Here is a 13,072-nt window from a genome sequence, read left to right on the forward strand (position 1 = left end):
TCTCGACGCTACCCGCGGCCCCCGGGCGCCGCAGCGACGACGCGGGCGGCCCACCCGTGGGAGCAGAGCAGCCCCGGACCCACCGGGCCCGGGGCTGCTGCTCTCGGTGCGCGAAGGGGGAGTCGAACCCCCACGCCCTTTCGGGCACACGGACCTGAACCGTGCGCGTCTGCCATTCCGCCACTCGCGCGAGCAGGGAAGACGCTAGCACGCAGCAGGGGTCCACCCCGCCGCCGAGCGGGCGGGGCGGGGCCGCCGGCGGGGGCGCGGAGGGGCCCGCGAGGGGCACCAGAGCGGTACGGGAGGGGCCCGGACGGGCGCGTCCCGGCGTCGCCCGCCGGGCACCCGGGGCCGTCGTGGCTAGGGTGACGGCGACCTGGCTGCCGGGCCGCCCCGGTGCGCCGCACGACCGACCCGTACCGATCGACCACCGACGCAGGGAGGGGGCAGCCGGCATGGGGGTCCTCGACCGCTTCGAGCGCCGCGTGGAGCGCGCCGTCAACGGCGCCTTCGCCAAGGTCTTCAAGAGCGAGGTGCAGCCCGTCGAGCTGGCGAGCGCGCTGCGCCGGGAGACGGACACGTCCGCCCAGGTCATCAGCCGCGACCGCACGCTCGTCCCCAACGCCTTCACCATCGCCCTGGGCCCCGGGGACCACGACAAGGTGCAGAGCTGGGACGAGACGCTGTCCGAGGAGCTGGCCGACGCCGTCACCGAGCACGCCCGTCAGCAGCGCTACGCCTTCCTCGGCCCGGTCTCCGTCGCCTTCGAGCGCGACGAGGACCTCGACACCGGCGTCTTCCGCGTGCGCAGCGCCCGGGTGAAGGGGTCGATCGCCCCGGCCACCGCGGCGGCGGCCACGCCCGAGCACCCCGTGCTCGACGTCGACGGCAGCCGCTACCAGCTGACCGGCACGACGACCGTCGTGGGCCGCGGCGGCGAGGCGGACGTCGTCGTCGACGACCCGGGCGTCTCCCGCCGGCACGTCGAGGTCCGGGTCACCGGCGGGCGGGCCACCGTCCGCGACCTCGGCTCGACCAACGGGACCTTCGTCGACGGCCGCCGCGTGGAGCAGGCCGTCCTCGTCGACGGCAGCACCGTCACGGTGGGCCGGACCCGCATCACCTTCTCCAGCCGCGACCGCAGCCGCGGCCGCACGGGCGCCGTCGACGAGACGGGCGCCCACGACCTCGGCGGGCCCGCGCGGTGAGCGAGCTCACCTTCACGGTCCTGCGCCTCGGGATGCTCGTGCTCCTGTGGGTGCTCGTGCTCTCGGTCGTCGGCGTGCTCCGCCGCGACGTCTTCGGGACCCGCGTCGTCGCCCGGCCCACCGGCGACGACGCCCCGCGGCGCGGCCGCGCCCGCCGCGAGCGGGACGCCGCGCCCGCCGCCCCGGCCGAGGACCGCGACGCCCCCCGCCGCGTCGCCGTCGTCGAGGGGCCGCTGCGCGGCACGACCCTCGCGCTCGGGACGGGCACGGTGCTGCTGGGCCGCTCGCCCGACTGCTCGCTCGTCGTCGAGGACCAGTACGCCTCCGGCCGGCACGCCCGCCTTTTCCCCCAGGACGGGCGCTGGTACGTCGAGGACCTCGGCTCGACGAACGGCACGCTGCTCGACGGGCAGCCGCTCGGCCAGCCCGCCCCCGTGCGGGCCGGCTCGCGCCTGCGCATCGGCGGCACCCTCCTCGAGCTGCAGCGCTAGGAGGCCCGTGCCCACCGCCCTGCGCTACGCCGCCCGCTCCGACGTGGGCCTCGTCCGCTCGTCGAACCAGGACTCCGCCTACGCGGGGCCGCACCTGCTCGTCGTCGCCGACGGCATGGGCGGGCACGCGGGCGGCGACGTGGCGTCCTCCATCGCGGTCGGCGAGCTGAGCCGCCTCGAGGGCGAGTCGCACGGCGCCGACGCGCCGCGGCACCTGTCCGAGGCGGTCCGGCGGGCCGCGACGCTGCTGGCGCAGCGGGTCGCCGAGGAGCCGGCGCTGGCCGGCATGGGGACGACCATCACCGCGCTCCTGCGCTCGGGCGACCGCCTGGCGCTCGCCCACATCGGCGACAGCCGCGCCTACGTGCTGCGCGAGGGCGCGCTGCAGCAGGTCACCCGCGACCACACCTTCGTCCAGCACCTCGTCGACGAGGGCCGCATCACGCCCGAGGAGGCCGATCACCACCCGCAGCGGTCGGTGCTCCTGCGCGTCCTCGGCGACATCGACTCGAGCCAGGAGCTCGACACGTCCGTCCGCGAGGCCCGCCCGGGCGACCGGTGGCTGCTGTGCAGCGACGGCCTGTCGGGGATGGTCGGCGAGGGCACGCTCCGCGAGACGCTCGCGGGGGTCGCCGACGTCGGCGCGTGCGCCGACGTCCTCGTGCAGCTGGCCCTGCGCGCCGGCGGCTCGGACAACGTCACGGTCGTCGTCGCGGACGTCGTCGACGTCGGGACCGCCCCGCCCGACCACACCGAGGTCGTGGGCGCGGCCGCCGCGCAGCACGCGCGCCGCACCCGCGCCGCCGCCTCGCCGGCGGCCAAGGGGGCCGCGCTGGGCCGCGACGACCACGACGACGACGACCACGACGGGGACGGGGACGGGGACGGGGACCACGACGCCCCGGGCGCCCACGCGTCCGGCCGGCGCCGGAGCCCGTGGCTGCGCCTGGCCGCGCTGGCCGCCGTGCTCGTCGTCGCGGCCGCGGCGGTCCTGGCCGTGTGGCGCTGGGGCACCGCGCAGTACTTCGTCGGGGCCACGCCGGACGAGCAGGTGGCCGTCTTCCGCGGCCTGCCCGCCGAGATCGGCCCGCTGCGGCTCTCGTCGGTCGTCGAGGAGGCCGGGCTGACGCTCGACGACCTCCCGCCCGTCCCGCGGGCGGCCGTCGCCGACGGCGTCGCCGCCGACGACCTCGCCGGCGCGCGCTCGACCGTGCGCTCCCTGCTCGAGGAGGTCTGCCCCGAGCCCACGGCGGAGCCCGACCCCACGGTGACCGCCCCGCCGACGGCGGAGCCGACCGCCGCGCCGACGGCGACGTCCGCGCCGCCCACCGCCGTCGCCACGGCCACGACGGCCGCGGCGGTCACCCCCGCGCCCTCCGCGAGCCCGACGCCGACCCCCGCCCCGTCCCCCACCGACGACGTCGACGCGCCCGCGGGCTGCGCTGCGCTGGGCTGAGGAGGACCGATGGCCGTCGTCACCGAGCACGCCGCGCGCAGCCGCCGCGGCACCGAGCTGTGGCTGCTCCTGCTCGCCGTGGGCGTCGCGATGCTCGCGTACGGGCTCGTGGGCGTCGGCGTCGACGGCACGTGGAGCCCGCGCGTCCTCGCCTACGGCGGCGGGCTGGCGGGCCTGGCCCTCGTCGTCCACCTCGTGCTGCGCTGGCGCGCGCCCTACGCCGACCCCGTGCTGCTGCCGGCCGCCGTGGCGCTCAACGGGCTCGGCCTCGCGATGATCCACCGCCTCGACCTCGCCACGGGCTCGGCGCAGGCGCCGCGGCAGCTGCTGTGGTCGGCCATCGGCGTCGTCGCGGCCACCGTCCTCGTCGTCGTGCTGCGCGACCACCGGCTGCTGCGCCGCTACACGTACGTGGCGATGGTGGCGAGCCTCGTCCTGCTCCTGCTCCCGCTCCTGCCGGTGCTGGGCCGCACCATCAACGGCGCCCGCATCTGGATCGGCGTGGGGCCGCTGTCCTTCCAGCCCGGCGAGATCGCCAAGATCACGCTGGCGGTGTTCTTCGCCGGCTACCTCGTCACGGCCCGCGACACGCTGTCCCTCGCCGGGCCACGGGTGCTGGGCCTCCAGCTGCCCCGGGGCCGCGACCTCGGGCCGATCCTCGTGGCCTGGGCCGGGAGCGTCGGGATCCTCGTGCTGCAGCGCGACCTCGGCACCTCGCTGCTCTTCTTCGGGCTCTTCGTCGCGGTGCTCTACCTCGCCACCGAGCGCACGAGCTGGATCGCCATCGGCCTCGTCCTCTTCGCCGCGGGCGCGTACACGGCGTTCCGGCTCTTCGGCCACGTGCAGCAGCGGGTCGACGGGTGGCTCGACCCCTTCGCCGCGGACGTCTACGACCGCCAGTTCGGCGGGAGCTACCAGCTCGTCCAAGGGCTCTTCGGCCTCGCCAACGGCGGCCTCACCGGCACGGGCCTCGGCCGCGGCCGGCCGGACATCGTCCCCTTCGCCAACAGCGACTTCATCCTCGCGAGCATCGGCGAGGAGCTCGGCCTCGTCGGCCTCGTCGCCGTCCTCATGCTCTACCTCGTCGTCGTCGAGCGCGGCCTGCGCACCGCCATCGGGGTGCGGGACGGCTTCGGCAAGCTCCTCGCCGGCGGCCTCGCCTTCACGGTGGCGCTGCAGTGCTTCGTCGTCGCCGGTGGCGTCCTGCGGGTCATCCCGCTCACCGGTCTGACCATGCCGTTCCTCGCCGCGGGCGGCTCCTCCCTCCTCACGAACTGGCTGGTCGTCGCCCTGCTCCTGCGCATCTCGGACGCCGCCCGACGCCCCGCCCCGCCGGTGGCCGACCCCGCGCGCCCGGTGGACCCGGGCGCGGGCGAGACCCAGGTGGTGAGGACCGTATGAACACGCCGCTGCGCCGCCTGTCCGTCGTCGTCGCCGTCCTCTTCGCCCTCCTGCTCGGCAGCGCCACGTGGGTGCAGTTCGCCCAGGCCGGGGCCCTGCGCGACGACCCCCGCAACTCCCGCACCCTGCTGGCCGAGCTCGGCCGCGACCGGGGCGCCATCACGGCCGCCGACGGCAGCGTCCTCGCCGAGTCCGTCGAGGCCGAGGGGCCCATCGCCTACCGCCGCACCTACCCCGAGGGGGCCCTGTACGGGCACCCCGTGGGCTCGTACTCCGTGGTCTACGGCGCCACCGGCGTCGAGGACGCGCTGGGCGGGCTCCTCGCCGGCACGTCGGACCAGCTCTTCTACCGCCGCCTCGCCGACCTCGTCACCGGGGCCCAGCCCGCCGGCGCGAACGTCGAGCTGACCCTGCGGCCCGAGGTCCAGCAGGCCGCGGCCGACGCGCTGGGCGACCAGCGCGGCGCCGTCGTCGCCCTCGAGCCGAGCACGGGCCGTGTCCTCGCCCTCGTGTCCTCGCCCGGCTACGACCCGAACCTGCTGTCCTCGCTCGACACCGAGGCGGTCCGCTCCTCCTACGCCGAGCTGCTCGAGGCGCCGGGCAACCCGCTGCGCCCCAACGCGACGGCGGAGACGTACCCGCCCGGGTCGGTCTTCAAGCTCGTCACCGCGGCGGCCGCGCTGGAGACCGGCGGGTACACGCCGGACAGCGTGCTGCCGGGCCCGGCGGTCCTCGACCTGCCGCTCACCGATGTCGGGCTGCCCAACGTCACGGGCGACGCGTGCGGCGCCGACGACCTCGTCTCCCTCGCCGACGCCCTGCGGATCTCCTGCAACACGGCCTTCGGCGCGCTCGGCCTCGAGCTCCCCGAGGACGCCGTCGCCGACACCGCCGCCGACTTCGGGTTCGGGCGCTCCCTCGAGATCCCCGTCGACGTCGTCGCCAGCAGCTACCCCGAGGACCCCGACCAGCCCCAGCGGGCGCTGGCGGCCATCGGCCAGTTCGACGTCCGCGTGACCCCGCTGCAGGTCGCCATGGTCAGCGCCGGGATCGCCAACGGCGGCGTCGTCATGCAGCCCCAGCTCGTGGGCCAGGTGCGCGCGCAGGACCTCTCGCTCGTCGACGCGCCGGAGCCCCGCGAGCTCGGCCGCGCCGTCTCCGCGGGCACCGCGGCCTCGCTGACGGAGATGATGCAGCTCGTCGTCACCGACGGCACCGGCACCTCCGCCGCGATCGACGGCGTCGCCGTGGCCGGCAAGTCCGGCACGGCGGAGGTCGGGGACACCGACGGCGACGGCGAGCCCGAGGACCCGCACGCGTGGTTCACGGCCTTCGCGCCGGCCGACGACCCGCAGGTCGCGGTCGCGGTGGTCGTGGAGAACGGCGGCGACGCCGGCAGCGAGGCGTCGGGCGGACGGACGGCGGCGCCGGTGGCGCGCCAGGTGATGGAGGCGGTGGTCGGCCGATGAGGCCTCGGGCGGGCGACGAGCTGGGGCGGTACCGCCTCGAGCGACGGATCGCCGTCGGCGGCATGGGCGAGGTCTGGGCGGCGCGCGACGACGTCCTCGGCCGCGAGGTGGCCGTCAAGATCCTCAAGGAGGAGTTCCTCGGGGACCCCGGCTTCCTCGCCCGCTTCCGCGCCGAGGCCCGCCACTCGGCGGCCCTCTCGCACCCGAGCATCGCCGGCGTCTACGACTACGGGGAGCTCGAGGGCTCCGCCTACCTCGTCATGGAGCTCGTGCCCGGCGAGCCGCTCAACGACCTCATCGCCCGCGAGGGCCCTCTGGACCCGCGCCGGGCCGTCGGGTTCGTCGCGCAGGCCGCCTCCGGCCTGGGCGCCGCGCACGCGGCCGGCGTCGTCCACCGCGACGTCAAGCCCGGCAACCTCCTCATCACGCCCGACGGCGACGTCAAGGTCACCGACTTCGGCATCGCCCGCGCCGGGGACCAGGCGCCGCTCACCCGGACCGGCCAGGTGATGGGGACGGCGCAGTACCTCGCGCCCGAGCAGGCCATGGGCCGCCCGGCCCTGCCCGCGAGCGACGTCTACGCCCTCGGCGTCGTGCTCCACGAGATGCTCACCGGCCAGCGGCCGTTCACGGGCGACTCGCAGGTGGCCGTCGCGATGGCGCAGGTCAACGACGAGCCGCCGCCGCTGCCGACCTCGGTGCCGGCGGGCGTGCGCGAGCTCGTCGACGTCTGCCTGCGCAAGGACCCGACGGGCCGCCCGGTCGACGGCAGCCAGCTCGCCGCCGTCGCCGCCGCCCTCGCCCGGGGCGACGACGCCGGGGCGCACCGCGCGCTGGCCGCCGCCGGGCTCGTGGGTGCCGCGGCGACCGCCGCGACGAGCGTCCTCGCCCCGCCGACGGCCGCCGCCCCCGCCACGCGGGTGCAGGCGCCGGCGACCCCGCCGCGTCCCGTCGCGGCCGTCCCCCCGCCCGACGACGAGCCCCGGCGGCGCTCGCGGACGCCGCTCGTCGTCCTGCTCGTGCTGCTGCTCGTCGCGGCCCTCGCCGTCGTCGGCTGGCGCGTGCTCGACCAGGGGGGCGACACCCCGGGCCCCGCGCCGTCGACCGGCCCGGCGCCGTCGTCGAGCCCGCCGCCGACGTCCGACCCGCCCCCCACGCCGTCCGACGAGCCGACCGAGGAGCCCACCGAGGAGGTCGACACGGCCGTCGTCGACCCCGACGAGCTCGTCGGCCTCTCCCTCGAGGAGGCCAGCGCCCGGCTCGACGACCTCGGCTTCGTGGTCGCCTCGACCGTCGAGACGACCGACGCGCAGGACCCGGGCGACGTCACGGACGTCTCCCCGACGGGCGAGCAGCCCGTCGGCACCCGGGTCACCCTCACCGTGGCGAGCGCGCCCGAGCCGGAGCCGGAGCCGACCCCCACCGAGAGCGAGCCCGCGCCGGAGCCCTCGCCCAGCGACGACGCGACGACGCCCGCACCGACGCCGACCGACGACGGCAGCAGCAGCGGCCCGGGCGGCGGCGACGAGGGCGGCGAGGCCGCCGGACCGGGCTCCGGTCCCGGCGGCGGTCAGGGCGACGGCCAGGGGAACGGCCAGGGCGGCGGCCAGGGCCAGGGCGCCGGTCAGGGCCAGGGCGCCGGTCAAGGCCAGGGCGCCGGTCAGGGCAGCGGTCAGGGCAGCGGTCAGGGTGCCGGTCAGGGTGCCGGTGGCGGTGCGGGCGACGTCGTCGACGTCGGCAGCGGTCCGGGCGGCTCCGGCGGTCCGGGGAGCAGCCGGGGCGGTGGCCGGGGCGAGGCCGGGCCCGCCGACGACGGCCCCGCCGCGGCCCCCGGCCTGCCGGCCGCCGTGCCCGGGCAGCCGTGACGGACGGCGCAGGGACGGGTGCCCCCGGGCCGCGGGTGCTGGGCGGCCGCTACGAGCTCGGCGACGTCGTCGGCCGCGGCGGCATGGCCGTCGTCCACGCCGCGCAGGACCGGGTGCTCCACCGGCAGGTCGCCGTCAAGCTCCTCCACGCCGACCTCGCCCGGGACCCGGAGTTCCAGACCCGGTTCCGCCGCGAGGCCCGGTCCGCGGCGGCGCTCAACCACCCCGACGTCGTCGGCGTCCACGACGTCGGCGAGGACACCGGCCCGGCGGGCGAGCAGCTGCTCTACATCGTCATGGAGCTCGTCCGGGGCGTGACGGCCCGCGACCTCCTCCTCGAGCGCCGCCGGCCGCGGCGCCCACCGCCCGGCACGCCGGGCACGACGGACACCGCGACGCAGGCGATGACCCTCCCGGTGCGCGACGAGCCGGACGACGCCCCGCGCACGCCCGGCGGCGGCACCGAGGTACCGGGCGTCGGGGGCTCCGGCGAGGACCTCGGCCTGGAGCTCGACCTCGCCGTCACCATCACCACGGGCGTGCTGTCCGCGCTGGCGTACAGCCACCGCCAGGGGATCGTCCACCGCGACATCAAGCCGGCCAACGTCATGCTCACGCAGGACGGCCGGGTCAAGGTCATGGACTTCGGCATCGCCCGGGCCCTCGCGGACGTCTCCGCCACCTCGACGCAGACGTCGGCCGTCATGGGCACGGCCCAGTACCTCTCCCCCGAGCAGGCGCGGGGCCGCCCCGTCGACGCCCGCACGGACCTCTACTCCACCGGCTGCCTGCTCTACGAGCTCCTCACGGGCCGCCCGCCGTTCCGCGGCGAGTCGGCGGTCTCGCTGGCCTACCAGCACGTCAGCGAGGTGCCCGAGCCGCCGAGCACGCACCGGCCCGGGCTGCCGCGCGGGCTCGACGCCGTCGTCCTGCGTGCGCTCGCGAAGGAGCCGGACGACCGGTACCCCGACGCCGACGCGTTCCGGGAGGACCTCCTCGCGGCCTCGCGCGGGGTCGACGTCGCGGCGACGACGGCCGTGGCCGCCGCCGCGACGACGGCGGTGCCCGTCGCGGCCCCGCCGCCGCTGACCCCGCTGACCCCGCGGGAGGACGAGCCCGTGGAGGAGCCGCGGCGCGGCCGTCGGGTCGCCGTCGTGCTCGGCGTGCTCGTGGCCCTCGCGCTCGTGGCGCTGGCCGCCGTCGTCGTGCCCGGGCTCCTGACGGAGGACGAGCCGACGGCGCCCCCGCCGGTGACGGTCCGGGACGTCGTCGGGCAGACCGCCGAGGCCGCGGAGGCGGCGCTGGTCGGCCAGGGCCTCGAGGTGACGACGAGCGAGGCGCCCTCGCCGGACGTCCCCGAGGGCCGGGTGGCGGCCACGGTGCCCGCGGGCGGCCGCGAGGTCGAGGCCGGCAGCACCGTGGACGTCGTCGTCTCCACCGGGCCGTCGTCCGTCGAGGTGCCGTCCGTCGTCGGCGAGGACGTGGACGACGCCCGGGCCCTCCTCGAGGAGGCCGGGCTCGGCGTGGGCGACGTGGACGAGGGACCCGACGTCGACGCGCCGGCCGGCGAGGTGCTGTCCTCCGACCCCGCGCCGGGCGTCGCGGTCACCCCCGGCAGCGACGTGGACCTGCGCGTCAGCGACGGCACCGTCGAGATCGACGACTACACCGGCCTGCCGCTGCAGGCCGCGCGCGAGGCGGTCCAGCAGCTGGGCCTCACGCCGGACGTCCGCTTCGAGGAGTCGTCCGCGGAGCAGAACAGCGTCGTGCGGCAGGACCCCGAGCCGGGGGCCGTGCGCCAGCGCTCCGACGTCATCCTCTACGTCGCGACGCCGCCGCCCCCCACGCCGAGCACGCCGCCGACGACCACGGAGCCGCCGGCGACCGAGCCGCCCGCGACGACCGAGCCGCCGGCCACCGAGCCGCCGGCCACGGGTCCGCCGCCCACGGACCCGGGCACCGAGGCACCGCCGACGACGGACCCGCAGGGGCGCTGACGCCGGTCAGCGGTGGACGAGCGGCGCCATCCCGGCCGAGCGGGCGGGGGCGCCGGCGTCGCCGCACACGGCGAGCCAGTTGGCGAGGAGCCGGTGGCCGCCCTCGGTGAGCACCGACTCCGGGTGGAACTGGACGCCGTAGAGCGGGAGCTCGCGGTGCTGCAGCGCCATGACGACGCCGCCGGCGGTGCGGGCGGTGACGACGAGCTCGTCGGGCACCGTCCCGTCGACGACCGCCAGCGAGTGGTACCGCGTCGCGGTGAAGGGCAGCGGCAGGCCGTCGAGCACGCCGCCGCCCTCGTGGTGCACCTCGCTCGTGCGCCCGTGCATGAGCTCCTCGGCGTGCGTGACGACGGCGCCGTGCGTCTCGGCCAGGACCTGGTGGCCGAGGCAGACGCCGAGCATCGGCAGCGAGCGCGTGGCGCAGGCGCGCACGAGGCGCGGGCTGGAGCCGGCGTCCGCCGGGGCGCCGGGTCCCGGGGAGACGAGGACCCCGTCGAAGGCCTCGAGGGTGGCGGGGTCGTCGAGGGAGGGGTCGTCGTTGCGGACGACCGTGCAGCGGGCGCCGAGCTGCTGGAGGTAGCCGACGATCGTCCACACGAAGCTGTCGTAGTTGTCGACGACGAGGACGCGCGGCCCGCCGTCCGGGGCGACGCCCTCGCCGGCGGCGGTGGACGAGGGGGCGGTGCCCTCGCGGGGGGCGGCGGGTGCTGCCACGGCGGGCCTCCGGGTGCTCGGACGGGCCGCCGTCGGGGTCAGCCCCCGGCGGTCCCGTCGACCGTGCTGGAGTTCCAGGGTACGGAGGGCGCGACCGCGGGGAACACCCACGTGAAGCACACGGCGACGACGCCCGCGACGAGCAGGACCGCGAGCAGCAGGCGGACGACGGTCGGGCCGGGCAGGACGCGCCAGAGGGCGCCGTAGAGGCTCACGCGGCGGCTCCGGGGGCGGTCGGGGTGGTGGGGGCGGCACCGGCGGTGCCGGCGAGCTCGGGCGGCACCCCCGCGGCGCGGGGGACGAAGCGGTCGAGGGCGGCGTGCTGGACGTAGCGCTCGCGCGCCGACCCGATGGGGTGGCAGGCCGTGAGGGTGAGCAGGCGCTCCGTCGGGACGGCCGCGGGGTCCCCGGGGACGGGGGCGACGACGTCGACGTCCCGCGGCCGGACGACCTCCGCCGTCGTCGCGCGGTAGACGAACCAGCCCTCGGCCGTCTCGACGACGACGGGGTCGCCCGGCTCGAGCGTGGCGATCTCGTGGAAGGGCCGGCCGTAGGTGTTGCGGTGCCCGGCGAAGGCCGCGTTGCCGACCTCCCCCGGCAGCGCGGTGCCCGGGTAGTGGCCGACGCCGGCCTCGAGGTCGTCGGCGGACGTCCCCTCGACGACGGGGCGCGGCTGCCAGCCCGCGCCGAAGCGCGGGACGTGGACGACGGCGAAGGCCTCGCCGTCCGCCGGCGCCGCGAGGTCGGGCGGGGGCGCCGAGGCGGGCGCGGGGTCGGCGGTCGGCGGGACGGTCGTGGCGGGGGCGGCGGCCCACCCCTCCTGGAGCATGGACGTGACGACGGCCTGCTCGCGGTCCGCGACGACGTCGGTCCACCACAGCTGCCAGGCGACGAAGAGGAGCAGGAGCGCCCCGGCGGTGAGGAGCAGCTCGCCGAGCACCGAGGTGGCCGCGGCCAGCGCGCGGCCGGCCCGTCGGGCGGGCGGCGTGGTCGGGGACGTCGGGGGTGCCGTCGTCGTCGGCGCTGCCACCGGTGACCTCCTCCGGGACCGCGCGGCGCGGTCCCTCCCCTCCGTCGTCGGCGCGGGGGGCCGCCGGCTTGAGCCGGACGGGTGGTGCGTCAGGCGGGGCGGGCCCAGGAGAGGTCGAGCGTGCCGCCGTACGCGGGGAGGTCGAGGTCGGCCTCGGACACCTCGTAGACGAGGCCGAGGTCGTCCGAGGCCTGGCGGTACAGCGCCACCTCCGGGGAGGCCTCGAGCGCGGCGCGCAGCGCCTCGGGGTCGCCGACGGCCTCCACGCGGTAGGGCGGCGGGTAGTAGCGGCCCTGCACCCGCAGCGTCGAGCCGACGCAGCGGACCGCGGTCGTCCCGATGACCCGCTGGTCCATGACGCCCATGCCCTCGGCGCCGCCGCGCCAGAGCGCGTTGACGACGGCCTGGACGTCCTGGCTGTGGACGACCGTGTCCTGCAGGTCGTAGCCGGCGCCCAGCACGGTGCCGCGCGGCGCGTCGGCGAGGACGACGACGAGGCCCTCCCCGCTCACCGGGGCCGTCTGGCCCGCGGCGGCGAGCGCCTCGGACGGGCCGGCGTCGGCCTCGCCGGGCGGGGCCGCGAGGGCGTCGACCTCGGCGCGGGCCGCGGCGACGCGCTCCTCGAGCGTGGCCACGCGGGAGCTCTCCTCGAGGACGACGGCGCGCAGGTCGTCGTCGTCCTCGCGCAGGTCCGTGCCGTCGGCGGTCCCGGCGCTCGTGGCGAAGAGGAGCCCCGCGAGGCACAGCACGCCCGCCACCGCGGCGGCGCCCCCGCGGGAGAGCCGCGACCCCCTGCCAGCCACCTGACTACAGTAGGTCAGGCCCCGACCACGGCCCGACGACGCCGACGTCCTCCGTCGCCGTCGCCCGGGCTGCGGCCGTCGTCCCGGACGGCGGGCACGCCAGCACCCCGAGACCAGAGCACGCACCGCCGTCCAGCCGAGGAGCGCAGCACCGATGCCGGAGTCCCGACGACGCCGCCGCCGCGGCAGCAACCAGCCCGTCAAGGGCGGGCCCACCGCCCCGAAGGGCGCCGCCGCCGCCGCGGCGGAGGCCCCCCAGGTCTCGGACGACGCGCCCCGGCGCACGGCCGACGTGCGCACCCCCAACCCGCCGTGGTTCGTGCCGGTGATGCTGGGGCTCATGGTGCTCGGCCTGGCGTGGATCGTCGTCTGGTACGTCACCGAGAACCGCTACCCGGTGCCCGGCATCGGCAGCTGGAACCTCGTCGCCGGCTTCGCCGTCGTCCTCGTCGGCTTCCTCATGACGACCCGCTGGCGCTGACCCGCCGCACGTCCTCCCCGCACCCCCCGACGCCCCCGGCGTCGGGGGGTGCGCTGCGTCCGGGGCCGTCCGTCAGCACGGACGGGGGGACGGTCGTCACCGCGGGCGTCGACGTCGTCCACGGTCGGTGGACAGCCTTGGGGACGACCAGCGG

At 77.7% G+C, this 13,072-nt stretch carries 12 protein-coding genes and 1 tRNA gene; 8 read left to right on the forward strand and 5 right to left on the reverse strand.

Annotated features, from left to right (window positions below):
• Positions 1-107: 107 nt before the first annotated feature.
• Positions 108-190, reverse strand: a tRNA-Leu gene (locus tag EDC03_RS12475).
• A 265-nt stretch (positions 191-455) separates the two neighbouring features.
• Here EDC03_RS12475 and EDC03_RS12480 point away from each other — a divergent pair.
• Genes EDC03_RS12480 through EDC03_RS18445 form a run of 7 tightly spaced genes read left to right on the forward strand, consistent with a single transcriptional unit; the run spans position 456 to position 9,887 of the window.
• Positions 456-1,208 (forward strand): FhaA domain-containing protein, encoded by a 753-nt coding sequence (locus EDC03_RS12480; protein ID WP_123380567.1) that lies wholly within the window; start codon positions 456-458, stop codon positions 1,206-1,208.
• Entirely contained in the window at positions 1,205-1,699 is a 495-nt protein-coding gene (locus EDC03_RS12485) for an FHA domain-containing protein FhaB/FipA (protein ID WP_123380568.1), read from the forward strand. The genes EDC03_RS12480 and EDC03_RS12485 overlap by 4 nt, the downstream gene beginning before the upstream one ends.
• A 7-nt stretch (positions 1,700-1,706) precedes the next feature.
• Complete coding sequence (locus tag EDC03_RS12490) at positions 1,707-3,155, forward strand: protein phosphatase 2C domain-containing protein (protein ID WP_123380569.1); 1,449 nt, start codon at positions 1,707-1,709, stop codon at positions 3,153-3,155.
• Between the two features lie 9 nt (positions 3,156-3,164).
• The gene (locus EDC03_RS12495; protein WP_123380570.1) at positions 3,165-4,556 is read left to right on the forward strand and encodes an FtsW/RodA/SpoVE family cell cycle protein; all 1,392 of its coding nucleotides are present in this window, start codon (positions 3,165-3,167) and stop codon (positions 4,554-4,556) included.
• Complete coding sequence (locus EDC03_RS12500; RefSeq protein ID WP_123380571.1) at positions 4,553-6,025, forward strand: peptidoglycan D,D-transpeptidase FtsI family protein; 1,473 nt, start codon at positions 4,553-4,555, stop codon at positions 6,023-6,025. The genes EDC03_RS12495 and EDC03_RS12500 overlap by 4 nt, the downstream gene beginning before the upstream one ends.
• Complete coding sequence (locus EDC03_RS18440) at positions 6,022-7,890, forward strand: serine/threonine protein kinase (RefSeq protein ID WP_123380572.1); 1,869 nt, start codon at positions 6,022-6,024, stop codon at positions 7,888-7,890. Before EDC03_RS12500 ends, EDC03_RS18440 begins: the two co-directional genes overlap by 4 nt.
• Positions 7,887-9,887, forward strand: a complete 2,001-nt coding sequence (locus EDC03_RS18445) for a protein kinase domain-containing protein (protein WP_148058081.1) — start codon at positions 7,887-7,889, stop codon at positions 9,885-9,887. Before EDC03_RS18440 ends, EDC03_RS18445 begins: the two co-directional genes overlap by 4 nt.
• Before the next feature lie 6 nt (positions 9,888-9,893).
• Here EDC03_RS18445 and EDC03_RS12515 read toward each other — a convergent pair whose 3' ends face one another.
• From EDC03_RS12515 to EDC03_RS12525, 4 genes are all read right to left on the reverse strand, one after another.
• Complete coding sequence (locus EDC03_RS12515; protein ID WP_123380574.1) at positions 9,894-10,604, reverse strand: aminodeoxychorismate/anthranilate synthase component II; 711 nt, start codon at positions 10,602-10,604, stop codon at positions 9,894-9,896.
• 38 nt (positions 10,605-10,642) lie between these two features.
• Positions 10,643-10,819, reverse strand: a complete 177-nt coding sequence (locus EDC03_RS17895) for a hypothetical protein (RefSeq protein WP_199720220.1) — start codon at positions 10,817-10,819, stop codon at positions 10,643-10,645.
• A complete protein-coding gene (locus tag EDC03_RS12520; protein ID WP_241967174.1) occupies positions 10,816-11,634 on the reverse strand; it encodes a class E sortase in 819 nt (272 codons plus the stop codon). Before EDC03_RS12520 ends, EDC03_RS17895 begins: the two co-directional genes overlap by 4 nt.
• Before the next feature lie 89 nt (positions 11,635-11,723).
• On the reverse strand, positions 11,724-12,437 hold the full coding sequence (locus tag EDC03_RS12525) for a DUF881 domain-containing protein (RefSeq protein WP_123380575.1): 714 nt from the start codon (positions 12,435-12,437) through the stop codon (positions 11,724-11,726).
• 154 nt (positions 12,438-12,591) lie between these two features.
• Between EDC03_RS12525 and EDC03_RS12530 the strand changes: the two genes are divergently transcribed.
• Positions 12,592-12,918, forward strand: coding sequence for a cell division protein CrgA (locus EDC03_RS12530; RefSeq protein WP_123380576.1), 327 nt, complete (start codon positions 12,592-12,594; stop codon positions 12,916-12,918).
• Positions 12,919-13,072 lie beyond the last annotated feature (154 nt).

It is taken from the genome of Pseudokineococcus lusitanus (genome assembly GCF_003751265.1).
In the GTDB taxonomy this organism is placed as follows: domain Bacteria; phylum Actinomycetota; class Actinomycetes; order Actinomycetales; family Quadrisphaeraceae; genus Pseudokineococcus; species Pseudokineococcus lusitanus.